The 22,401-nt window shown below is 69.4% G+C and carries 26 protein-coding genes; 12 read left to right on the top strand and 14 right to left on the bottom strand.

The window, feature by feature from the left end:
• Window positions 1–78 precede the first annotated feature (78 nt).
• Together OU415_RS29520 and OU415_RS29525 are read left to right on the top strand one after the other, a co-directional pair.
• Complete coding sequence (locus OU415_RS29520) at window positions 79–237, top strand: hypothetical protein (RefSeq protein WP_270952630.1); 159 nt, start codon at window positions 79–81, stop codon at window positions 235–237.
• A 9-nt stretch (window positions 238–246) separates the two neighbouring features.
• The gene (locus tag OU415_RS29525) at window positions 247–516 is read left to right on the top strand and encodes a GlsB/YeaQ/YmgE family stress response membrane protein (protein WP_270952631.1); all 270 of its coding nucleotides are present in this window, start codon (window positions 247–249) and stop codon (window positions 514–516) included.
• A gap of 83 nt (window positions 517–599) precedes the next feature.
• On the opposite strand, the gene OU415_RS29530 is transcribed toward OU415_RS29525, so the two are convergent.
• Together OU415_RS29530 and OU415_RS29535 are read right to left on the bottom strand one after the other, a co-directional pair.
• Window positions 600–1,409, bottom strand: a complete 810-nt coding sequence (locus tag OU415_RS29530; RefSeq protein ID WP_270952632.1) for an SAM-dependent methyltransferase — start codon at window positions 1,407–1,409, stop codon at window positions 600–602.
• 75 nt (window positions 1,410–1,484) lie between these two features.
• Entirely contained in the window at window positions 1,485–2,705 is a 1,221-nt protein-coding gene (locus OU415_RS29535) for a multidrug effflux MFS transporter (protein WP_270952634.1), read from the bottom strand.
• A 418-nt stretch (window positions 2,706–3,123) separates the two neighbouring features.
• Between OU415_RS29535 and OU415_RS29540 the strand changes: the two genes are divergently transcribed.
• Entirely contained in the window at window positions 3,124–3,405 is a 282-nt protein-coding gene (locus tag OU415_RS29540; RefSeq protein ID WP_270952635.1) for a metal-sensitive transcriptional regulator, read from the top strand.
• A 53-nt stretch (window positions 3,406–3,458) separates the two neighbouring features.
• Here OU415_RS29540 and OU415_RS29545 read toward each other — a convergent pair whose 3' ends face one another.
• The 4 genes from OU415_RS29545 to OU415_RS29560 form a co-directional block, all read right to left on the bottom strand.
• Window positions 3,459–4,079 carry a DUF305 domain-containing protein gene (locus tag OU415_RS29545; RefSeq protein WP_270952636.1) on the bottom strand — a complete coding sequence of 207 codons (621 nt, stop codon included), beginning with the start codon at window positions 4,077–4,079 and terminating at the stop codon, window positions 3,459–3,461.
• A gap of 81 nt (window positions 4,080–4,160) precedes the next feature.
• A complete protein-coding gene (locus OU415_RS29550) occupies window positions 4,161–4,535 on the bottom strand; it encodes a hypothetical protein (protein WP_270952637.1) in 375 nt (124 codons plus the stop codon).
• A 35-nt stretch (window positions 4,536–4,570) separates the two neighbouring features.
• Window positions 4,571–4,852 (bottom strand): metal-sensitive transcriptional regulator, encoded by a 282-nt coding sequence (locus OU415_RS29555; RefSeq protein ID WP_270952639.1) that lies wholly within the window; start codon window positions 4,850–4,852, stop codon window positions 4,571–4,573.
• 62 nt (window positions 4,853–4,914) lie between these two features.
• Entirely contained in the window at window positions 4,915–5,142 is a 228-nt protein-coding gene (locus OU415_RS29560; RefSeq protein WP_270952641.1) for a hypothetical protein, read from the bottom strand.
• Between the two features lie 159 nt (window positions 5,143–5,301).
• Between OU415_RS29560 and OU415_RS29565 the strand changes: the two genes are divergently transcribed.
• Both OU415_RS29565 and OU415_RS29570 read left to right on the top strand, forming a co-directional pair.
• Window positions 5,302–6,228 (top strand): oxygenase MpaB family protein, encoded by a 927-nt coding sequence (locus tag OU415_RS29565; protein ID WP_270952642.1) that lies wholly within the window; start codon window positions 5,302–5,304, stop codon window positions 6,226–6,228.
• Between the two features lie 120 nt (window positions 6,229–6,348).
• Window positions 6,349–7,362 carry a PQQ-dependent sugar dehydrogenase gene (locus tag OU415_RS29570; RefSeq protein ID WP_270952643.1) on the top strand — a complete coding sequence of 338 codons (1,014 nt, stop codon included), beginning with the start codon at window positions 6,349–6,351 and terminating at the stop codon, window positions 7,360–7,362.
• A 132-nt stretch (window positions 7,363–7,494) separates the two neighbouring features.
• Here the strand turns inward: OU415_RS29570 and OU415_RS29575 are convergent, their stop codons facing one another.
• Complete coding sequence (locus OU415_RS29575) at window positions 7,495–8,232, bottom strand: SDR family NAD(P)-dependent oxidoreductase (RefSeq protein ID WP_270952644.1); 738 nt, start codon at window positions 8,230–8,232, stop codon at window positions 7,495–7,497.
• 140 nt (window positions 8,233–8,372) lie between these two features.
• Between OU415_RS29575 and OU415_RS29580 the strand changes: the two genes are divergently transcribed.
• On the top strand, window positions 8,373–9,209 hold the full coding sequence (locus OU415_RS29580; RefSeq protein WP_270952645.1) for an arginase family protein: 837 nt from the start codon (window positions 8,373–8,375) through the stop codon (window positions 9,207–9,209).
• Between the two features lie 38 nt (window positions 9,210–9,247).
• Here OU415_RS29580 and OU415_RS29585 read toward each other — a convergent pair whose 3' ends face one another.
• From OU415_RS29585 to OU415_RS29610, 6 genes are all read right to left on the bottom strand, one after another.
• Window positions 9,248–9,991, bottom strand: a complete 744-nt coding sequence (locus tag OU415_RS29585; protein WP_270952646.1) for a ThuA domain-containing protein — start codon at window positions 9,989–9,991, stop codon at window positions 9,248–9,250.
• A complete protein-coding gene (locus OU415_RS29590; RefSeq protein WP_270952647.1) occupies window positions 9,988–11,067 on the bottom strand; it encodes a Gfo/Idh/MocA family protein in 1,080 nt (359 codons plus the stop codon). Before OU415_RS29590 ends, OU415_RS29585 begins: the two co-directional genes overlap by 4 nt.
• 32 nt (window positions 11,068–11,099) lie before the next feature.
• A complete protein-coding gene (locus OU415_RS29595) occupies window positions 11,100–11,876 on the bottom strand; it encodes a carbohydrate ABC transporter permease (protein ID WP_408641932.1) in 777 nt (258 codons plus the stop codon).
• 142 nt (window positions 11,877–12,018) lie between these two features.
• The gene (locus tag OU415_RS29600; protein WP_270952649.1) at window positions 12,019–12,945 is read right to left on the bottom strand and encodes a carbohydrate ABC transporter permease; all 927 of its coding nucleotides are present in this window, start codon (window positions 12,943–12,945) and stop codon (window positions 12,019–12,021) included.
• Window positions 12,945–14,231: an ABC transporter substrate-binding protein gene (locus OU415_RS29605; RefSeq protein WP_270952650.1), complete on the bottom strand. Its 1,287-nt coding sequence runs from the start codon at window positions 14,229–14,231 to the stop codon at window positions 12,945–12,947. Before OU415_RS29605 ends, OU415_RS29600 begins: the two co-directional genes overlap by 1 nt.
• Window positions 14,232–14,338: 107 nt before the next feature.
• Entirely contained in the window at window positions 14,339–15,562 is a 1,224-nt protein-coding gene (locus OU415_RS29610) for an ROK family transcriptional regulator (RefSeq protein WP_270952652.1), read from the bottom strand.
• 154 nt (window positions 15,563–15,716) lie between these two features.
• Here OU415_RS29610 and OU415_RS29615 point away from each other — a divergent pair, with 154 nt between their 5' ends.
• Entirely contained in the window at window positions 15,717–16,847 is a 1,131-nt protein-coding gene (locus OU415_RS29615; protein ID WP_270952654.1) for a Gfo/Idh/MocA family protein, read from the top strand.
• Window positions 16,848–16,849: 2 nt separating this feature from the next.
• Window positions 16,850–17,770: a sugar phosphate isomerase/epimerase family protein gene (locus tag OU415_RS29620; protein ID WP_270952655.1), complete on the top strand. Its 921-nt coding sequence runs from the start codon at window positions 16,850–16,852 to the stop codon at window positions 17,768–17,770.
• Between the two features lie 86 nt (window positions 17,771–17,856).
• Here the strand turns inward: OU415_RS29620 and OU415_RS29625 are convergent, their stop codons facing one another.
• The gene (locus OU415_RS29625) at window positions 17,857–18,615 is read right to left on the bottom strand and encodes an IclR family transcriptional regulator (RefSeq protein WP_270952656.1); all 759 of its coding nucleotides are present in this window, start codon (window positions 18,613–18,615) and stop codon (window positions 17,857–17,859) included.
• A gap of 105 nt (window positions 18,616–18,720) precedes the next feature.
• On the opposite strand from OU415_RS29625, the gene OU415_RS29630 reads away from it, so the two are divergent.
• Genes OU415_RS29630 through OU415_RS29645 form a run of 4 tightly spaced genes read left to right on the top strand, consistent with a single transcriptional unit; the run spans window position 18,721 to window position 22,373 of the window.
• Window positions 18,721–20,058 (top strand): SLC13 family permease, encoded by a 1,338-nt coding sequence (locus OU415_RS29630; protein WP_270952657.1) that lies wholly within the window; start codon window positions 18,721–18,723, stop codon window positions 20,056–20,058.
• Window positions 20,055–21,506 carry an AMP-binding protein gene (locus OU415_RS29635; RefSeq protein ID WP_270952658.1) on the top strand — a complete coding sequence of 484 codons (1,452 nt, stop codon included), beginning with the start codon at window positions 20,055–20,057 and terminating at the stop codon, window positions 21,504–21,506. Before OU415_RS29630 ends, OU415_RS29635 begins: the two co-directional genes overlap by 4 nt.
• Before the next feature lie 47 nt (window positions 21,507–21,553).
• Window positions 21,554–22,054, top strand: coding sequence for a PaaI family thioesterase (locus OU415_RS29640; protein WP_270952660.1), 501 nt, complete (start codon window positions 21,554–21,556; stop codon window positions 22,052–22,054).
• A complete protein-coding gene (locus OU415_RS29645) occupies window positions 22,047–22,373 on the top strand; it encodes a LapA family protein (protein WP_270952662.1) in 327 nt (108 codons plus the stop codon). Before OU415_RS29640 ends, OU415_RS29645 begins: the two co-directional genes overlap by 8 nt.
• Window positions 22,374–22,401 lie beyond the last annotated feature (28 nt).

Raw genomic sequence — 22,401 nt, forward strand, 5'->3', positions numbered from 1 at the left:
GTGAGTCTAGGCGCTGACCCCGACAATCCTGGCCGAAGATCACCCGCTCGAGTGGTCCTCAGGGAGTCGATCATCACGATGAGCTGCGAGATCGGATTCCGCGTGATCGAGCCGCCGCCCGCCGCGGCCGTCGGGCCGCTCGTGGTGGGTCGGATCATGTCCACTGAGGACGTCCGGGCGGCTTCCCGGCGCGTAACCTGGCGGATGATGTTGTTCGCCAGCGAACCCGGGAAGTAGGGGAGAGCGATGTTCTGGACCATCCTCGGATGGGTCGTCTTCGGCCTGATCGCGGGCTTCATCGCCAGGGCGGTCGTGCCGGGCAAGGACGACATCGGCCTGCTGGCCACCATCGTGCTCGGCGTCGTCGGTTCCGTCGTCGGCGGGTTCCTGTGGGGCCTGCTCACGGTCGGGTTCCGCGGCTTCCAGCCGGCGGGCTGGATCGGTTCGGTGATCGGCGCGGTGATCGTGCTGGTGATCTACAACAAGGTCACCGGCCGCAAGCGCCTCCGAAGGTAGGCCGCTCGAAGCGAAGAACCGCGGTTCCGGTCTCCACCGGAACCGCGGTTTTTGCGTCGGGGCTGGTCAGCGGGAGGCGCTGATCACGGCTTCCGCCCGACCCCGGCCAGCCCGGTGAGCCGCTCCGGGTGCTCGCCGACCTCGGTCGGCGCGACCGGGCGCCACTCCGGCAGGAAGACCACTCCCGGGTCCACCAGCTCCAACCCGTCGAAGAAGCGGGTCACCTCGGCCTGCGAGCGCATCGTCAAGGGTGTCGTGGTGCGCTTGCGGTAGAGGTCGGCGTGCGCCGGCGCCACGTCGGGGCGGCCCTCGTTGGAGGCGTGCGAGATCACCAGGAAGCTGCCCGGGGCCAGCGCCTCCCGGTAGCGGTTGACGACCTCGTACGGCTCGTCGGCGTCCGGCACGAAGTGCAGCACCGCGACCATCATCAGCGCGACCGGCTGGCTCAGGTCCAGCAGCTCGGCGACCTCCGGGCTGCCGAGCACCCGCTCCGGATCGCGCAGATCGGCGTCGACGATCGCCGCCTCCGGGTTGTCGCTCAACAGCTTCTTGCTGTAGGCGACCGCGACCGGGTCGGTGTCGACGTAGACCACGCGCGAACCGGGCGCCGCCAGCTGGGCGACCTCGTGCACGTTGCCGACGGTGGGGATGCCCGAGCCCAGGTCGAGGAACTGGCGGATGCCCCGGTCGACGCAGAACTGCACCGCGCGCCGCAGGAACGCGCGGTTGGCCTGCATCACCAGCGGCAGGTCCGGCCACATGTCGATCGCTTCCTCGGCCATCTGCCGGTCGATCGCGAAGTTGTGGTCGCCGCCCAGGTAGTAGTCGTAGACCCGCGCCGCGTTCGGCTTCTCCAGGTCGATGTGCCCGTGCTCGGGCGCCACCTCGGACATCCAGATCCTCCTCACGGCCGGGCGGCGCGTACCGGCCGCCCAGCCGTGATGCTAATCGCGCCCGATATGCCCGGGCTAGACCGCGTGTTCGGCCGAGTTGCCGAGCCGGACCACCACGCCCAGGGCCACCAGGGCGACTGCCGCGCCGGCGGTCATGGTGATCGCCATCGCCGGACCGTCGTTGCCCAGCACGCCGACCAGCGGTGCGATCAGCGCGCCGAGCCCGAACTGCGCGGCACCGAGCAGTGCGGCCGCGGTCCCGGCTGCTTCGCCGTGCCGGGAGAGCGCGAGCGCAGGTGCGTTGGGCAGCACGAAACCCATCGCTCCCAGCACCAGCCACATCGGCACGATGAACCCGTAGAGCCCGCCGGTGCCGGTGGTGGTCAGCGCGGTCAGGACCACGCCCGCGGTGGTGGCCGCGACCAGCGCGGCGAACACGATCTGCTTGGGGCTGTAGCGCTTGAGCAGCACGACGTTGAACTGCGAGGCGCCGATCAGCGCCACCGCGCCGACGCCGAAGACCAGCCCGAACGCCTGCTGGTTGAGCCCGAACTGCTCCTGGAGCACGAACGACGAGCCCGAGATGTAGGAGAACAGCGCGGACATCGCCAGCGCCGCGACGATCGCCAGCAGCACGAAGTCGCGGTCGGTGATCAGCTGCCGGTAGGTGCGCAGCACCGGGCGGAACTGCGCGGCCTGGCGGCGTTCCGGCGGCAGCGACTCGCGGAGCGCGAAGACGGCCACCACCAGCAGGACCGCACCGAGGATCGCCAGCGCGCCGAACACCCCGCGCCACGACCCGGTCAGCAGGATCGCCCCGCCCAGGCTCGGCGCGAGGATCGGGGCCACGCCCATCACCAGCATCAACCGCGAGAGCGCGGTGGCTGCGGCGTTGCCGGTGAACAGGTCCCGGACCACGGCCAGCGCGACGACCATGGTCGCGGCCGCGCCGACGCCCTGCAGCGCGCGCAGCGTCCCGAGCACCGCGATGTTCGGGGCGAACAGGCACGCCAGCGACGCCAGGATGTGCAGCGCGGTCCCGGCGATCAGCGGTAACCGGCGGCCGACGATGTCGGAGAACGGGCCGATCAGCAGTTGGCCGACGCCGAGGCCGAGCAGGGTGCCGGTGAGGGTGAGCTGCACGGTGGAGGCGCTGGCCTGCAGGTCGTTGCCGATGGCGGGCAACGCGGGCAGGTACATGTCGATGGTCAGCGGGCCGAGGGCGATCAGCGCCCCCAGCACCACGATCACCCGGAAACGGTCGAACCCGGTCGGCTCGTCGGTCGCAGGTCGCACGTCCCGCGCCGCCGGAGGGCTTTGCACCGCAACGTTGTCCATCGCTGCCTTTCGAATTCGCCTGGAACGGCGGAAGAATCTGACGCGCTCTCCAGCGACGGTCGCGATCACTTTGTTCCCGGGATGGCGGGGAAATCGCTGTGATGCGGACTACACCGGTTGGAAATCGCCGCTGCACCGGGATTTTCCGCACAACACGTTAACGGGGCTAAAAGTCTATTGTGGATCGTATTCCCGGGTTCCGGTAAAAGTGCGATGAACTTTTCCGGTCCGGGCCGAGATTTCCGGGAGCGCCGGTGGGCACGCGCCGAGCTCGGGCCGACGTGGTTTCGCGCTCCTGCGCCGAGAGGGCTCCGCCCGGCGCCTGCCGGGGGGTAGGATTTCCGGGTTTGGCGAGGTCGGTGAAGTGGAGCGGGCGATGCACGGGTACACCGAGGACAAGGACAGCTACCTCAAGCGGCTGGCGCGCATCGAAGGGCAGGTCCGCGGCCTGGCCAGGATGATCGAAGAGGACAAGTACTGCATCGACATCCTCACCCAGATCTCGGCGGCGACGAAGGGGCTCCAGGCGGTCTCCCTCCGCCTGCTCGACGAGCACCTCAAGCACTGCGTCGCCGAAGCCCTCGCGGAGGGCGGCGAGAACGCCGACGAGAAGGTCCGCGAGGCCAGCGAGGCCATCGCCCGCCTGGTCAAGTCCTGACCGGCCGGTCGTGACGGGGGCCGGGGCGGCTGGCCGCCGCCCCGGCCTGGTGGTCAGCTCTGCGACAGCAGCGTGCGCATGGTGTCGATCTCGGCCTGCTGGGTGTCGATGATCTGCTGGGCCATCTGCTTGGCCGCCGGGAACTGGCCGCCGGACAGCTCCGCCTGCGCCATGGTCACCGCGCCCTCGTGGTGCTTGATCATCAGGTCCAGGAACATGCGGTCGAACTCCGCGCCCTTGGCCTGCTCCAGCTGCTTCATCTCGTCGGCGGACATCATGCCGCCCATGCCGCCGTGGTCACCGCCCATGTCGCCCATGTCGTGACCCATCGAAGCGTGATCGGTGCTCGGCGCCTCGGCGCCCCAGTCGCGCAGCCAGCCGGTGAGCGTCTGGATCTCCGGCCCCTGCGCGGCCTCGATCTGCTTGGCCAGGTCCTTGACCTGCTGGGACTGCGAGCGCTCCGGGACCAGCTTCGACATCTCGATGGCCTGCTGGTGGTGCGGGATCATGCCCTGGGCGAAGGTGACGTCGGCGGCGTTGTGGGCCGCCTGCTCCTGGCTCGCCGGGGCCTGCGGTGCGGGGGCGTTGCCGGCTTCCTGCCCGTTGCTGCAGCCGGCCAGTGCGATCGCGGCGACCGCGCTGATCGCGATCGCGAATGCGCGCGTGCGCTTCATGGTGTTCCTCGTCTTTCGTGAGCTGGATCGGGAATGCGTCATCGAGCCGCGGCGGGATTGCCGCGGCCGATCAGCTGCCGATCAGCGACGAAGCACGCACAGCGCCGCGAGTCTTCGCGGAACGGGTAACGGCGGGGGGAGGAGTGCGGGCAGAGCTGCTGCGAGGTAGCGCGGCAGCACGGCCGCAGCGCGGATGGCTCGGCTGAGCTGGGGGAGCAGCAGCACCAGGAAGCCGAGCATGATCGCCAGGCACAGGTGCAGCGCACCGTGGTCGTCCGGAGCCGGCGCGGGCTGCTCGTGGTGCTCGGCCGCTCCCGCGTGCATGGCGACTGCGGCCGGTGGCTGCGGCGCGTGGGTCTGCTCGTGCTGCTGCGCCGGGACGTGGTGCATGAGCACGACGCAGAACGCGAGGACCAGCAGGAGTCCCCAGCGGAGCAGGCCCGGACGTTCGCGCACGCCGCTTACCATACCGGGGCTGGGTTTGCCGGGCGTCAGGACTTCACCAGTCGGGCGATGGCGTCGCTGGCCTCGCGGACCTTCTCCTCGGCCTGCTCGCCGCCCTCGGTCAGCGCTTCGGACACGCAGTGCTTGAGGTGCTCGTCCAGCAGTCCCAACGCCACGGCCTGCAGGGCCTTGGTGGTGGCCGAGATCTGGGTGAGCACGTCGATGCAGTACTCGTCGTTGTCGATCATCCGCGCCAGGCCGCGCACCTGGCCCTCGACCCGCCGGAGCCGCTTGGCGTAGTTGTCCTTGTCGTGCGTGTAGCCGTGCATCGGCACCTCCTCGGAATCCCGATGCCTTTATACCCCAGGGGGGTACTTGTCGGCAAAGTCGATCAGATGAAGCCCTCGGGCTTGACCGGCGCCTTCGCGGTCCCGGGGTTCTCCCGCTCCTTGCGCGCCAGGTACAGCACGCCGCCCAGCTGGACCAGTGCGGCACCACCGGTCAGGGCGACCGCGATGAAGGCGTAGACCGGCCAGCCCGAGATGAAGCCCAGCACCACCGCGATGACGAAGAACAGCAGCGTGCGCACCAGCAGGGTGGTGAGTTGGTTCTTGCTCATCAATCAGGGGCCTTCCTGCTCGCGTCCACCCCGAGTGTAGGTGGGTGGACGTCCGCGCTGGTCGTGGGCGGGTTGCCGGGGCCCGTTGGGGCGATTGACGCGAGGACCGGGCGATCCTATTTTTGCCAACAGGTGTCCTCACATTGGGAGGGAGCGCCGATGTCGAAGCCGACACCGCTCGGTCCGGACTCGCTGATGTGGCGCTACTTCGGGGACTGGCGCGGGCTGCTGCTCGCGCTGTGGGCCGGGTCGATGCAGAACATGCACCCCCAGCTGGGCGCGGGCGTGGATGAGCACTCGCAGTTCTTCGACGAGCGCTGGGAACGGCTCTACCGGTCGCTGTACCCGATCGGTGGCGTGGTCTACGACGGTCCGCGCGCGGAGCAGACCGCTCGGCAGGTGCGCGGGTACCACGACACGATCAAGGGCGTCGACAAGCACGGGCGGCCCTACCACGCGCTCAACCCGGACACCTACTTCTGGGCGCACTCGACCTTCCTGGTGATGCCGATCCTGATCAACGAGCACTTCGGCGAACCGCTCAGCGAGGAGCAGAAGGCGCAGGTCTACGCCGAGGGCGTGCAGTGGTACCGGCTGTACGGGATGAGCATGCGCCCGGTGCCGCCGGACTGGCCGAGCTTCCAGCGGTACTGGGACCACATGTGCCGCGAGGTCCTGGAGGACAACAAGGCGACCCGCGACGTCCTGGACCTCTCCCGGATCGGCAAGCCGCCCACGATGCGGTGGCTGCCGGAACCGCTGTGGAAGCTCGCGCGCATCCCTATCGGCCGCGGTTTCACCTGGCTCACCGTCGGCCTCTACGACCAGGCCATCAGGGACAAGCTCGGCTACCGCTGGACCGCGCGCGACGAGCGGCTGATGCGCGTCGTCGGCCGAGCGCTCGCCGTCGTCTGGCGCTTCGTGCCGTTCGAGCGGCGCTACCACCCGCGCGCCCGAGCCGCGTGGCGCCGCGTTCGAGGCAAAGCGCCGGCCGACGCGCCGCTGGTCGAAACGCCGCCCCGCAACCTCCCACCGCCGGATCGCCGCGACGACCCCAAGCACTACTCGCCCGCGCAGGCCGGCTGACTACCTCCTGCTGGCGGTATGCGCCGGGGCCCGCGCGTGCTGGGATCACCAGTGGTGATCCGCCGCCTCGCCACGAGATTCGCGCGCGCTCCTGCGCACGCGAAGGGGAGGAGGTCGTTGATGATCCGTCGGACGTGCGCGATCGTCGCCGCGCTCATGCTGGCCCTCACCCCGGCCGCCGCCGCGGCCGAGGTCGAGCCGGTGGCCAAGAACCTGGACATCCCGTGGGGACTGGCGTTCCTGCCCGACGGTTCGGCGCTGTTCACCCAGCGCGACACCGGGCAGATCATGTCCCTCAAGGACGGCCAGGTCACCGAGGTGCAGAAGATCGACGAGTCGGAGCCGACCGATGGCGAGGGCGGGCTGCTGGGCCTGGCCGTGTCGCCGGGGTTCGAGTCCGACCGGACCGTGTTCGTCTACTACAGCACCAGCGAGGACAACCGGATCGCCAAGCTGCGCCTCGGCGAAGTCCCGCAACCGATCCTGACCGGCATCGCGAAGAACCGCTACCACAACGGCGGCCGGCTGGCCTTCGGCCCCGACGGCATGCTCTACGCCACCACCGGCGACGCCCAGGACAAGGGCACCGCGCAGGACCTGAACTCGCTCAACGGCAAGATCCTGCGCATGACCCCCGACGGAAAACCCGCGCCGGACAACCCGTTCGGCGACTCGGTGGTCTACTCGATCGGCCACCGCAACCCGCAAGGCCTCGGCTGGGACGGCGCAGGCCGGCTCTACTCGTCGGAACTCGGCGACGCCACCTGGGACGAGGTCAACCTGATCGAGGGCGGCAAGAACTACGGCTGGCCCGACTGCGAAGGCGAGTGCGGCAACGGCGAGTACGTGGATCCGCTGGTCACCTGGTCGGTCAAGGACTCCTCGCCCAGCGGCCTGGCGGTCCACGGCGACAACCTCTACGTCGCGGCCCTGCGCGGCCAGCGCCTCTGGCAGATCCCGCTCAACGGCGACGGCACGGTCGGCGAACCGAAGTCGCTGTTCCAGGGCGAGTACGGCCGCCTCCGAACCCCGGTCGCGGCCCCGGACGGCACCCTCTGGGTGACGACCTCGAACCAGGACAACAACGGAGAACCAGGCCCCGACGACGACCAGATCCTCAGCATCACCCCGTAAGGGCTTGTCCCCGAACTCGTTCTGCGTGGCGGTGCGGGTGCCAACCCTGATGTCTGCCAATACCAAATCCTGAGTGGAGGGCCCTTCCTGCTGAACACGTCGGCAGCAAGGGCCCTCGCTGCGTCGTCGGGGTCAGCGGAGGTTGAGGCCTCCGTCGAGCATGATCACTTCGCCGGTCAGGTACGTGCTGGCGCAGAGGGACGCGACCAGGTCGGCGACGTCGGACGGCTGGGCCGGGCGTCGCATCGGGGCCTTCTCGTTCCACAGGGCGTGGGCTTCGGTCCAGTCCTGCGTCATCGGCGTGTCGACCAAGCCGGGTGCGACCGCGTTCACCCGGATCTCCGGTGCCAGCGCCGCTGCCAGCAGTTTGGTCACGTGGTTGAGCGCGGCCTTGCTCGCGGCGTAGGGGATCGACGATCCCTTCGGGCGGACCCCGGCGTGGCTGGTGATGTTCACGATGCTGCCACCGCCCGGCTGGGTGGATGCGCGAAGTGCCGGCTGCGCTGCTGTGCAGAGCACCCACGGGGCGATGAGATTGACCTCCAGCAAGCGCCGCCAGTCTGATGTGGTCGCGGCGGCGAGATCGGCGTGCGGAATCGGCCAGCTGATTCCGGCATTGTTGACCAGCACGTCGAGCCGCCCGCACTGGTCGAGCGCGCGCTCGACCAGCTGCTCGCTCTCGTGCTCGTCGGCGAGGTCGGCCTGCACGTAGATGCCGTTGAGCTCTCGCGCCAGGCGCAGGCCGGTGTCCCGGCTGGTCCGCGAGTGGACTACGACGAGAGCTCCGTCGGCGGCGAAGCGACGTGCGATGGCCTCGCCGATCCCCGACGTCGAACCGGTGACGAGCGCGACCGGCTGATCCGTGTTCATGGGGCGATGTTGTCAGAGCGCCGGAAGCAGCCGACTTCCCGGCTGTGCTCTCCCCGAGCTGCGGGGTTGACAATTCCCTCGACAACAGGCTCGCGGGTTTCGAAGAATGAGCGCTCGCCGAATTCCTCTGGAGGAGCCGCATGACCGCGACGCATCGCGCTGCCAGCACCGTGCCGGCGCTGACCCACTTCGCCGGGCGCGCAGGTGACCACAACGACCGGGCGATGACCGGTTCGCGGGTCGTGGCGGCGGGTCTCGCCGCGCGCTTCGGTGCCGAGCCGGCCGTCATCGGCGAACCGCGTCCGGCACTGTCGGTGGGGTGGGCGGAAGAACTCGCTGCGGCTCTGCCGGAAATGCAGGCCATGTCCCGGCGGTACGAGCAGCTGCTCGCCGACGGAGGCGTCCCGGTGACCGCGCTGAGCCGTTGCTCGGTCGCGCTCGCGACCTTGCCCAGGATCGCCGCTCATCGGCCCGACGCGGTAGTGGTGTGGTTCGACGCCCACGCGGACCTCAACACGCCGCAGACCTCGCCGAGCGGGTACTTGGGAGGCCTGGCCCTCAGCGGTCCGCTCGGCCTGTGGGACTCCGGGCTCGGCAGCGGGTTGCGGCCGGAGAACGCAGTCCTCGTCGGCGCGCGCGACATCGACCCGCCGGAGCAGCGCCTGCTCGATCGCGGGGAGATCGGGCTGGTCCGAGTCGGCGACGGGCTGCCCGCAGAGCTGCGACGTGCGATCGCCGGTCGTCCGGTGTACGTCCACCTCGACTGCGACGTGCTCGAACCCGGCATCGTGCCGACCGACTACAACGTTCCCGGCGGGTTAAGCCTCGCGGAACTGCACCGGTCGGCCGAGGTGCTGGCCGAGAGCGAAGTCGTCGGCGTCGAGATCGGCGAGTTCGAATCGGACTCGGAAGCATCGACGGCAACCCCGATCATCGACGCCCTGGAACCTATCCTCCGGGCAGTGCAGCGACTTTGACAGGCGGGGGCACCTTCCGCCGAAGGTGCCCCGCAGGTTCAGCGTTCCAAGTACCAGTCGCGGGGTGGGTTGGAGACCTTCGGGGTGGTGCGGTCGACTTCGGGTTGGGCCGCCCAGCGGATTCCGTTGGCCAGGACGTGCTTGATCTCCGGTTGGTTGTAGACCGGGTAGCGCTCGTCGCCCGGGCTGAAGTAGAAGATCCGGCCCTTGCCGCGGTTGAAGGTGACGCCGGAGCGGAAGACCTCGCCGCCGGTGAAGGAGCTGATGAAGATCAGCTCGTCCGGGGCCGGGATGTCGAAGAACTCGCCGTAGGTCTCCTGCTCCGGGATCACCAGCGGGTTGGGCACGCCCTCGGCGATCGGGTGCGTCGGGTCCACCGTCCACACCACCTCGCGCTCGGCCGCGTTTCGCCAGCTCAGCGAGCAGGTGGTGCCCAGCATGCGGGTGAAGATCTTCGAGAAGTGCCCGGAGTGCAGGACCAGCAGCCCCATGCCGGCGAGCACGTGCTGCTGCACCCGGTGCACGACCGCGTCGTCGACCTGGTCGTGGGCCTTGTGGCCCCACCAGAGCAGGACGTCGGTGTCGGCCAGCACCTCCTCGGGCAGTCCGTGCTCGGGGTCGCTGAGCAGCGCGGTGCGCACGGTCGAGTCCGGCAGCTGCTCGCTGATCCCGGCGGCGAGGGCGCCGTGGATGCCGTTGGGGTAGTACTCGTCCATCCCGGCAGGGGCCTTCGTGGACTCGTGGACGCCTTCGTTCCAGACGGTGATGCGCAGCTCGCTCATTCGACGGTGACCTCTCGCTTCTCGGCGGCGGACTGGTAGCAGGCGTCGATGACCCGTGCTCGTTTCAGTGCGAGGGAGCCGTCGTTGGCGGGCCACTGCGCCGGGTCGCGGAGGGTGCGGACGAAGTTCTCCACCACCCCGGCGTGTGCGCGGCCGGGTTCGGCCGTGGGCTGGTAGTCGGCGATCTCGCCGTCCACGTCGCGGTACACGTGCATGTCGCCGACCAGCGCCTTCGTCGCTCCGACGGCCTTGAGCTCGGCGCCGCCGTCGGTGCCGAGGACGCTGAAGTCGATCAGGTCGTCCGGGCTGCGGAACGCTGCCCAGGAGGTCTCCAGCACCAGCGTGCCGCCGCCCTCCAAGCGAACGAACGCGGACGCGAAGTCCTCCACCTCGTACTCGGAGATGCTCTGGTCGGCCGTTTCCCGCTTCATGCCGCCGATTCCGCGAGGCCCGAGTTCCGAGTAGGTGACCGCGCTGACGGACAGGACGCGTGGCTCGCCGAGCAGGTGCAGCGCGTAGTCCAGCACGTGCACGCCGATGTCGGCCAGCGGTCCGCCGCCGGACATCTCCTGGTTGGTGAACCAGCTGCCCAGCAGCGGGATGCCGCGACGGCGCATCCAGGACGCCTTCGCGTAGTACGGCCGACCCAGCTCGCCTCGCCGGATGATCTCGCCGAGCGCCTGGATGTCACCGCGCAGCCGGTGGTTGAACACCACGTCCAGCACCCGACCCGCGGAGCGGGCCGCGTCGACCATCTGCTCGCCTTCAACAGCGTTGCGGGCCAAGGGTTTCTCGCTGAGCACGTGCAGTCCGCGCTTGAGCGCGGCGATGGCGATCGGCGCGTGCAGGAAGGTCGGAACCGCGATGCTGACCGCGTCGAGATCGGGGACCTCGAGCAGGTTCTCCCAGTTCTCGAACAGCATCGAAGCCCCGTACTGCTCGCCGAGCGAGCGCAGCAGCTCCGGTTCCTTGCCCGCGATCGCGACGATCTCGACATCCGGCAGGTCGCGGTAGGCGGCCAGGTGCTGCTGGCCGGCCCAACCGATACCGACGACGCCGACCCGGATCGGACTCATGGATACGGTCTCCTTCACCTTGTGCGGGTGTTTCAACCTTTGATCGCGCCGGTGGTCAGACCGGCGACGATGCGCTTCTGGAAGATCAGCACCAGCAGCAGGAGGGGCAGGGTGACGATCACCGAGGCCGCGCTGATGGTGCCGATGGGTTGGTCGAACTCGTTGGTGCCGGAGAAGAACGCGATGGCCACCGGCACGGTGCGGGCGTCCGGGGTGGAGGTCAGCGTGACCGCGAGCAGGAACTCGTTCCACACCGAGATGAACACCAGGATCGCGGTGGTCGCGATGCCCGGCACCGCCAGCGGCAGGATCACCTTGCGGAACGCCTGGAACGGGGTTGCACCGTCGATCAGCGCGGATTCCTCCAGTTCGAAGGGGATTTCGCGGAAGAACGAGGTGAGCACGAAGATCGCCATCGGCAGCGCGAAGGTCAGCTTCGGGACGATCAGGCCGAGCAGCGTGTCGTAGATGCCCAGGTCGCTCCAGATCTTGAACATCGGGGCCGCGATCGCGATGACCGGGAACGTGGTCACCGACAGCACGGCGCCGAGGATCAGCCCCTTGCGCGGGAGCTTGAGACGGGCCAGCGCGTAGGCGGCGAACGAGGCCAGCAGCAGGGCCAGCGAGGTGGTGACCACGCCGACGATGACGGAATTGCGCAGTGCGGTCAGGAATTCCCCGTCCTGCAGGACTTCGGCGTAGTTCTGCAGCGATGGCGCGGTGGGGAACAGGGTGCCCGAGGACAGCTCGGCGCCGGTCTTCAGCGAGGTGTTGATCAGCCAGTAGAACGGCACCAGCGAGGCCAGCATCACCAGCACGGCGAAGACCAGCGTCAGCGGTCGCGGCCGGTCCCGGCGGCCGGCGGGTGGGGGTGTCGACGTGGTGGTCGGGGCGGGGACGAGGACGGTGGCCATCAGATCTCCATTTCCTCGCGGGCCGGGGGAGCGCTGCTCATCGGCCGTCCTTCGCCACGTCGCGGATGTTGCCGCCGGCGAAGCGGATGTAGACCAGGGACACCACCATGACGGTGGCGAAGGTCAGGATGGACAGCGCGGAACCGGGCCCGATCAGCCGTCCCTCGCGCAGCTCCTGGTAGGCGAGCATGGACATGGTTTCGGTGCCGCTGGCGCCCTTGGTCAGCACGAACGGCAGGTCGAAGATCCGCAGCGCGTCCAGCAGCCGGAAGATCGCGGCCAGCGCGATCGCCGGGCGCAGCAGCGGCAGCGTGACCCGCCAGAACGTCTGCCACCGGGTGGCGCCGTCCAGGTCGGCCGCCTCGTAGACGTCGGGCGGGATGACCTGCAGCCCGGCCAGCACGAGCAGCGCGACGAACGGCGCGGTCTTCCACACGTCGGCGACGATGATCACGGCCATCGCGTAACCGGGCTCGGCCAGCCACACGTGCTCACCACCGGGCAGGCCGAGCGCGCGCAGCACCCCGGTCACCAGGCCGAGGTTGGAGTCGAACATCGCCTGCCAGGTGATCGCCGAGACCACGGTCAGCACGGCGTAGGGGACCAGCAGCGTGGAACGCAGCAATCCTCGACCGCGGAAGGCCATGTTCAGCAGCAGGGCCATCGCGACGCCGAGCACGATCTCCAACCCCACCGACACGACCGCGAAGAACAGCGTCTGGCGGAACGCCTCCCACCACTCCGGCGAGGTCAGCGCGTTCCAGTAGTTGGTCAGCCCCACGAACTGGGACAGGCCGGCCTGCCGCACGCTGTAGACGTTCAGCGACAGCCACACCGCGTAGCCGATCGGCACCGCGGCCACCAGGAACATCACCACCAGCGCGGGCGAGACCATCCACACCGCGGTGCGCCGCTGCTGCTGGTCGACCCGGCGGCGCCGGCGGGTCGGGGTCGTCGTGGTCATCAGAAGGTCTCCTGCGCGGTCCGGATGTCGGCGGCCATCTTCCGCACGCCCGACTCGACGTCGGTCTGCCCGGAGATCACCTGGTGGACGTTCTTGTAGATCGCCCGCGACAGCTGCGCGTACACCGGTGATTTCGGGCGGGGCCGGGCGCTGAGCACCGACTTCTTGAGCTGGGGGATGAACGGCAGTTCGGCGATGACCTGCGGATCGTCGTAGGTCGCGGCGCGCACCGGGGCCTGGGAGTGCTCCAGCACCATGGTCTTCTGGAACTCGGCGCTGGTGGCGTGGTCGATGACCGCCACCGCGCCGGCGGGGTTGTCGGCCTTCGCGGCGATGGCGAGGTTCCAGCCGCCCAGCACCGCCGCGGGTTCGCTGCGCTCGTCGAAGGCGGGCAGCGGCGCCGCCGCGGTGCCCGGTCCGGCTCCGGTCTGCTTGATCTGGCTGAACGCGCTCGGCCACTGCCGGAGGTAGCCGGCGCCGCCGGACTCGTAGGCCCGCCGTCCGGAGTCCTCGTCGTAGGTCAGGCTCGCGCGGTCGACGGCTCCGGAGTCCAGCCCGGAGGTCATCAGCCGCAGCACGGCGCGGGTCTGCGGGGAGTCGACGGTGACGTTGCCGTCCTCGTCGATCACCGAACCGCCCGCGGAGTAGAGCATCTCCAGGAAGTTCACGGTGAGGCCTTCGTAGCGCTTGGCCTGCATCTCGACCTCGTGCTGCGGGTCGGACGCGGCGTTGGCGTAGACCTGGGACCAGGTGGTCGGCGGCGGCACCCGGTCCTGGCGGTAGAACAGCAGGCCCGCGTTGGTGTAGAGCGGCACCGCCCAGTAGCGGTCGTCGTAGCGCGCGGTTTCCAATGTGGACGGTATGAGGTCGGCGCGGTGCTCCTCGACCAGTCGGCTGTGGTCCTGGATCCAGCCCTGCGCGGCCCATTCGCTGACCCAGGTCACGTCCATCAGGTAGATGTCGCAGCCGCGGGACCCGCCCTCCAGGCGCTGGATGGCCTGCGCGCGGGTCGAGTCGGTGTCCTGCCCGAGCTCGCGGTAGTGCGCGGTGACGCCGGTTCGCTTGGCGTTGAACGATTCCACGAGGGTTGTGAAGGTCCCGTTGTCCCGGTTCCCGCAGATCGTGACGTCACCGCTGGCGCCGTTGGCGATCGCCGGGTCGAGCACGGGGGCCTGGGGTGCGTGCTCGCCGACCGGTCCGGTGGCCGGGGCGCTGGTGCAGCTGGTGAGGGCGATCGCCGCGGTGGTGGCGAGGATCGCCCAGGAGGGTGCGCGTTTCGGTGGCATGGTCTCTCCGCTTCGCAGGTCCGTCTGCGGTGCCCCGGACGGCATCCGGTCACCGGTCGAACTGCGGCGTGAGACGATCAAATGGTCAGCCGTGCGCACGCGGCGTGTCAAGGCATCTCGTGCAACAGTCCGCGGATTCCGTCGGCGGAGAGCACGTTTTCGATCCCCGCGACCACCGCACCGGCCAGGCCGGCGGAGCGGCCCAGCGTGCTGTTGGCCAGCGACAGGTTGCGGGTGGCCAGCGGCAGGGCGCGGCGGTAGACGACGCTGCGGATCCCGGCGAGCAGGTCGTCGGCAGCTGCGGTGATGAGCCCGCCCAGGACGATCCGCTTCGGGTTGTAGAAGTGCACCAGCATGGCCACGACCTCGCCGATCGTCGCCGCTGCGGTGCGCACCTGCCGCACGGCGGTGGCATCACCGTCGCGCAGCAGCTGGGCCAGGTCTTCCACGTTGCGCGGCCCTCCGTCCTCGGTGCGCAGCGCGCGCAGCACGGCGTCGGCGGAGGCGACGGCTTCGACGCAGCCGACGTTGCCGCACTGGCAGACCACGTCGTCGGCGCCCGGCACCCGGATGTGCCCGATGTCGCCGGCCGCGCCGTCGGAACCGCGGTGCAGCTCGCCGCCGGCCGAGACGATGCCGCCGCCGATCCCGGTGCCGACCTTGAGGAACAGCAGGGGGGATTCCTCGACCGGCAGCGCGCGGGCCTCGCCGAGTGCCATCAGGTTGACGTCGTTGTCCACCGAGGCGGTGCAGGAGAACCGGTCGGCCATCGTCTCGGCGACCGGGAAGCCGTCCCAGCCGGGCATGATCGGTGGCCGCACGGGCATACCCAGCTTCGAATCCACCGGGCCGGGCAGGCCCATCACCAGCGCTTTCACCTTCTCCGGCGGCATCTCGGCGGCGGCGAGCAGCTTGCGCAGGTGGTCGGTGAGCACGTCCAGCGAGCGTTCCGGGCCGACGGAGATCTCCAGCTCGACCTCGCTCTCGGCGAGCACGTCCTGACCGAGGTCGGCGACCGCGAGGCGGGTGCTGTGCACGCCGACGTCGGCGGCGAGGACGGCTCCGGTGCGCGGTGCGATCGCCAGGCGGTGCGCGGGACGTCCCCGGCCGCCGCTGCCGACCGGTCCGCGTTCGACCACGGCACCGGCGGTGATCAGCGCGTCCAGATGACTGTGCACAGTGGACCGCGACAGGCCGGTGGCGCGCACCAGGTCGACCCTGCTCTCGGCCGCGCCCGAGGCGATCAGGCGCGCGAGGCTGCTGTGCACCAGGCTGTCGTCGGCGCGTCCGGACGTCCTCGGCACCGCCAAGCGGACCGGTTCCCACCCCATCGTCGTGCTCCTGACGTCCCGCCGATTTATGTCTGAGAAGAAAATAAATGGTAGCTCTTGTAGGCGTAAAGGCGGAGATCTAACTTTGACCTCGACGTAATTCGGGCGTGAGACACCCGTGGAAGTCAATCGATCCGACCGAAGGAGGCTCCTCGTGAGCCCTGGACCGTCCGGTCGCGGCGTGGCCATCCTGGGCGCCGGGATGATCGGCGAGGTGCACCGCCGCGCCGCCGTGCTCGCCGGTGCTGACGTGGTCGGCGTGCTCGCGTCCTCGGCGCAGCGGTCGAGCGAAGTGGCCGCGAGCTGGGGAGTGCCGGCGTACCGCGAACTCGCCGATGTGCTGGCCGACGATCGCGTCGACGTCGTGCACGTGTGCACTCCCAACGCCACCCACGCGCCGTTCGCCGAAGCCGCGTTGCAAGCGGGCAAGCACGTGATCTGCGAGAAACCGCTGGGGGTTTCGCTCGCCGAGGCCGAGCGGATGGCCGCCGCGGCCCGTTCGAGCGGCCTGGTGGCGGCGGTTCCGTTCGTCTACCGCTACCACCCGGTGGTGCGGGAGATCCGGGCGCGCCGCATGGCCGGCGAGTTCGGCGCTTGGAACCTGGTGCACGGCAGCTACTTGCAGGACTGGATGCTCTCGCCGGACGCCTCCAGCTGGCGCGTCGACCCGGAGCTGGGCGGTGCGTCGCGGGCCTTCGCCGACATCGGTTCGCACTGGTGCGACCTGGTCGAGTGGGTGTCGGGGGAGACCTTCAGCGACCTGCTCGCCGAGCTGAGCATCGCGATCCCGACACGGCCGGCCTCCGCCGGGCGGACCTTCGCCGGGCCCGCCGCGGCCTCCGGCGACCGGGTCGAGGTGCGCACCGAGGACTCGGCCGCGTTGCTGCTGCGCACGGCCTCCGGCGTGCTGGGGTCGGCGACGATCTCGCAGGTCGCGGCCGGGCGGAAGAACCGGTTGTGGTTCGAGCTCGACGGCGCGCTGGGCAGCGCGGTGTTCGACCAGGAGGAGCCGGAGCGGATCTGGCTCGGCGGCACCGACGGCAACCGCATCCTGGTCCGCGACCCCGAGCACGGATCACCCGAGCAGCGGCGGCTTTCCACGCTCCCGGCCGGGCACGCGCAGGGCTACGCCCAGTGCTTCGAGGCGTTCGTCGCGGACACCTACGCCGCGATCGACGGCGCCTCCCCGGAAGGCCTGCCCACGTTCGAGGACGGCCTGCGCTCGGCCCGGCTCGTCGACGCCGTCCTCCGCTCCGCCCGCAACAACTCCTGGACGAAGGTGTGACCATGCAGCTCGGAATGCTCACCGCGTGCCTGCCGCAGTGGACGCTGGACCGGATCGCCGGCTGGGCCGCGCAGGCCGGTTACGAAGCGCTGGAAGTGGCGGTCTGGCCCGGCACCGGCGGCCGCGACTTCGAAGCCGCGCACCTGCCGGTCGCCGACTTCGGTCCGCGGCAGGTCGAGGAAACCCTGGCGCTGTTCGACGAGCACGGCCTGGCGCTGTCGGCGTTCGCCTACTACGAGAACAACCTGCACCCTGATCCGGTGCGGCGCGAGGAGATCCGCACGCACCTGCGGCACGCGATCGACGCGGCGCAAGCGCTCGGCGTGCCCTACGTCGGCACGTTCATCGGTCGCGATTGGACGAAGCCGGTGGCCGACAACCTCGCCGAGGCCGAGCGGATCTTCCCGGAACTGGTGGACTACGCCGGCGAGCGCGACGTGAAGCTCATCGTCGAGAACTGCGTGATGGAGGGCTGGCACCCCGACGGCTACCCGGGCAACCTCGCGTACTCGCCGGAGCTGTGGGAGTGGATGTTCGGGCTCGGGCTGTACCTGAACTGGGACCCGTCGCACCTGATCTGGATCGGCATCGACCCGGTGGAGACCATCGCCCCCTACGTCGACCGCATCGTCCACGCCCAGGCCAAGGACGTCGAACTCGACCCGCGCGCCCGGCAGCGCTACGGCTTCTTCGGCAAGGTCGACAAGGGCGGCAACCCCTGGGACATGGGCTGGTGGCGCTACCGCGTCCCCGGCCTGGGCCAGGTCGACTGGGCCCGGGTGGTGGACCGGCTCTACGAGCACGGCTTCACCGGAACCCTCTCGGTGGAGCACGAAGACCCCGTCTGGGGCGGCACCGACGACCGCATCACCCAGGGCCTCGACATCGCCCACCGAACCCTCCGGCCGCTCATCGTCGGCTGACCCGGCATCGACGATCGAATTCGAGCCTCGTCACCACCGACGGGTGCTGCGCCCTGGTCCGCGACTCCGACGCGGATCCCTAGCTGCTAGGGCGTGTGCACGGCTCCCAGCCGAGTGCTGATCTGTGCGGCTGCCTCGCGCACCATCGGGCCGAGCGCGTCGAACCGGTCGGGCGTGATCCGAATGCTCGGCCCCGAGATCGAGATCGCGCCCACCGGCTGGTGCCGGGCGTTGAGCAGCGCGGCGCCCAGCGAGTTGATCCCCGTGCTCAAACCACCGGTGTTGCGGGAAAATCCGTCTTCCCTGGTTCGCTTCAGCGCTTCGCGCACGAGCCCGGGGTCGGTCATCGACTCGGGGGTGTCCGCCACGAGCTCGCCGTCGAGGTACGCGTCGATGAACTCGTCCGTCGATGCGGCGAGGAAGGCCAGCCCCGTCGCCGAGCTGTGCAGCCGGGCCCTGGCGCCGAGCGGCAGGAAGGCCCGAAGTGGGTGCGCGGTGTCCAACCGCTCGATGAGCACCAGGTCGTTTCGGCCTGGCGCGCACAGGTGGATCGTCTCCGTCGTCGACAGCTGCAGCTCGCTCATCACTGGCAGCGCCACCTCGCGGAGGGACTCCTTGGAGTCCTTGCCGCACACCGCCATCGCGTGGTAGCTGATCGACCACCGCACGGGTGTGGTGTCGGAAGGCCTGATCCAGCCGACGTCTTGCAGCGTCAGCAGGCATCGCTGGGTGGTGCTCTTGGGCAGCTCGGTGGCCCTCGCCACCTCCGAAAGTCCCACGGGCTGGGCCTCTGCGACCGCTTCGAGAACCCGGAATGCCGACACGACGCTGTTCGTGACAGACACTTGCGCGCCTTCCTGAGAGTGAACTAGCTTACAGCGCACGGTCCACGCTGGAGCACAGTGTGCCGCACAGTGGACCGATAGGCAAGGCCCTAGGAGGTTGAGCTCGTGGCGCAATCGATCGCTTTCGGGGTTTTCGTCCTCGCGTTCGCCGTCGCGGCGATGCGGAACGTGAACATCGGAATCGTGCTGTTCCCGGCCGCGTGCGCGGTCGGCCTCGGCCTGGCGGGCATGGCCTTGGACGACGTCATCGCCGGATTCCCGCTGAGCATCCTCGTTCTGCTGGTGGGCGTGACGTACTTCTTCGGCATCGCGCACAGCAACGGCACCATCCAGTGGCTCGTCGACACCGCACTGGCCAGGGTCGGCGACCGGGACCGCCTGCTACCGCTGACGTTCTTCGTCCTCACCGCCACGATCTCCGCCATGGGCGCGCCGCTGGGCGGCTTGGTGACCGTTCCGATCGGCATGAGCGTGGCCCACGAGCGCAAGATCGATCCGATGCTCATGGGGTTGGCGATGGGAACCGGGCTGAGCGCGGGAGCGTTCGCGCCGACGAGCCTGTTCGGCATCATCACCACCGGCACGGCCGCGGAAGCAGGTATCGCGATCAGCCCAATGCTGTTGTTCGGCGTCGCGTTGCTGGTGAACCTCGTGTTGCTCGCTGGCGCCTACGTGCTGTTCGGCAAGCAGCGTCAGCAGGCATCGCAGGAACTCGAGCCGGAGCAGCGCGCCGTGCACGTCGGTCCCGCGCTGTCGCAGTACGGCCAATCCACGTTGACCGCCGACATCCGAGCCGAGGCGGACGTCGTGAAGCGGTCGCGGCCCACCCTCGTGCAGCTCGTGACCTTGGCTGCCATCGGAATCCTGATCGTCCTCACGATCGTCATCGCACTGCTCGGCGGCGAGCCTGACATCGGAGTGCTGTGCTTCGGCCTCGGAGCCTGCCTGGCGCTGGTGGAGCCATCAGCGGCCAAGAAGGCGATGACGCGGATCGATTGGGGCTCAGTGCTCCTCGTCGGCGGGATCATCACCTACGTCGGTGTGCTCTCCGAGATGGGCGTGTTCGACGCGCTGGGAGAGCACGCGGCCCACGTGGGGGTGCCAATGCTGGCTGCGCTCCTGCTCTGCGTGGTCGCCGGGCTGGTATCGGCGTTCGCATCGACCACGGGCATGCTGGCTGCCCTCGTTCCGCTGGCGCTCCCGCTGATCGCCAACGGTGGAGTCCCGGGGTGGGCGCTGATCTGCGCCATCGGGCTGTGCGCATCGATCGTCGACGTGTCGCCGTTCTCGACCGTGGGAGCGAGTCTCGTGGCATCGACGGTCGACGACACCCAGCGTCCACGAATGACCCGCTTGCTCACCTGGTGGGGCATGTCCCTGGTCGTCATCGGCCCGGTCGTGCTGACGCTCCTCCTGATCCTTCCGGGGAAGGCCTTCACATGACGTCGCTGCTCGCAGATCTGCTCACCCGCCCTCTGGTCGATCCGGGCCGCACCGCGGTGACCATCGACGGCGACAGCCTCACGCGTGCGGAGTTGGTCGCCGCCGCCAGCGGTTTCGCGCGGTCACTGCCAGGGGGCAGCGGCCCGATCGCGATCCAGGCCGATCGATCACTGCGAACTGTCGTCGCCGTCGTCGGATGCATCGCAGCTGGCGTGCCGTTCGTGCCGATCGCGCCGGATGCGGGCGTCGCCGAACGCGAACACGTGCTGACCGACTCGGGGGCGACGCACTTCGCGGGAGACTCCGCGCCCCCGACGTTGACCGCTCTACCCGTCGATCTCGTCGGCGCCGTCAGCACGGCCGATCCGGTACCTCGGCCGTCCGATTCCGAGACCGCCGCGATCCTCTACACGTCGGGTACTACCGGTGTCCCCAAGGGAGTGCTCATCAGTCGCTCGGCGATCGCTTCCGGGGTGGAAGCGCTGGCCGAGGCCTGGCAGTGGACCGCGGCGGACACGGTCGCTCATGGACTTCCGCTGTTCCACGCGCACGGACTGATCCTCGGCGTGCTCGGTTCCCTGCACATCGGTTCCCCTTTCGCGCACACGGGAAGCCCCACCCCTGCCAACTACGCATCCGCCGGAGCAACGGTGTTCTTCGGGGTGCCGACGATCTGGAACCGAATCGCCGACGATCCCGAGTCCGCCCGGGCTCTGCGCGATGCGCGCCTGCTGATCTCCGGCAGCGCGCCCCTGTCGGTCCGGACCTTCGAACGCATCCGCGCGCTCACCGGACACGCGCTCATCGAGCGGTACGGGATGACCGAGACGCTGATCGCTCTCAGCACGCGTGCCGACGGCGAACGCAGACCGGGCTGGGTCGGTGTCCCGTTGAGCGGCTACACCACCCGGCTTCGGACCGAAACCGGCGACGTGGTGCCGGCCGACGGAGAATCCGTGGGGCGACTGGAAGTTCAGGGCCCTTCCCTGTTCGACGGCTACCTCGGACTGCCAACAGCGACCGAGGAGTCCTGGACCGAGGACGGGTGGTTCATCACGGGTGATCTCGCGGTCGTCGACGAACAGGGCTTCCACCGCATCGTCGGCCGCGAGTCGGTCGATCTGATCAAATCCGGCGGCTACCGGATCGGTGCGGGCGAAGTCGAAGAATGCCTGCGCAACGTCACCGGTGTTGGCGAAGCGGTCGTCGTCGGCGTACCCGACGAGGACCTGGGGCAACGCATCGTCGCTTTCGTCATCGTCGACGACCCCGGCGGCGAAGTCGCGCCGACCAGCCACTTCGGCGATCAGCTCATCGCTCACGTCGCTGACGAGCTGTCATGGCACAAGCGCCCCAGGGAGATCCGCTTCGTCGAGGAGTTCCCCCGCACTCCGCTGGGAAAGGTGCAGAAGAAGGTCCTCCTCGACGACATCACGAGCGCGCATTGACCGTTGCTCGCACCCGCTGGACGAGGCGATCAGGAGAGACGAAGACGATGACCCACACTCAGCCGGTCGATGCCTACGCGCAGCACCTCGGAATCGCCGTCACCGGTCACGGCGGCGGTCGTGCCGACGCGACCGCGACGGTGTCCCCGGACCACCTCAACCCGCACGGAACGGCGCACGGGGCGTTCATCGTCACCGTGGCAGGGGCTGCGCTGGCAGCTGCGGCGAACGACGCCGAGCACAGCGGGGTGGTCAGCGCCATCCACATCGACTACCTCCGACCCGCCCGCCTCGGAGACCGCTTGACCGCTGTCGCGCGAGCTGCCGAACGGCTGCCCAAGGAGGACATCTTCGAAATCCGGGTCACCGACGACGAGGACAACATCGTCGCTCGAGCCTCGGGACGGGCGAACCGGCGGCTGCGCTCATCGGCAACTGGGGCTGAGGCCAGGTACGACGCCCTTCACTTGTCGTCCGATCGGGTGACCGGTCGGCGTGCGCCGGGGAGTTCGGGGTCGGCTGGCGTTGATGATGATCCGCATGGTTGAGAACGGTGCGGACAAGGACGAGGGCGTTGGTGGTGCCGGGACGCGGGCCGACGAGGAGCGGTTGGCGCGGACCCGGACCGGTGGGATCTGGGTGTCCGTCGTCGTCGCGGTGGTCGTGCTGGTCTTCCTGCTCGTCTTCATCGTGCAGAACTCCGACAGCGTGACCGTGCACTTCCTGTGGATGGCGGGGAACCTGCCCCTGGGCGTGGCGATGATCTTCGCGGTGCTCGCCGGCGCCCTGCTGGTCGCGCTGGTCGGCACCGCGCGGATCCTCCAGCTCCGCCGCTCCGCCAAGCACCGCGCCCGCCGGACCAAGTGAGGTCGTGGGGGGGCCCCCCCAACCCCAC

Source organism: Saccharopolyspora oryzae (assembly GCF_027853915.1).
GTDB lineage: Bacteria > Actinomycetota > Actinomycetes > Mycobacteriales > Pseudonocardiaceae > Saccharopolyspora > Saccharopolyspora oryzae.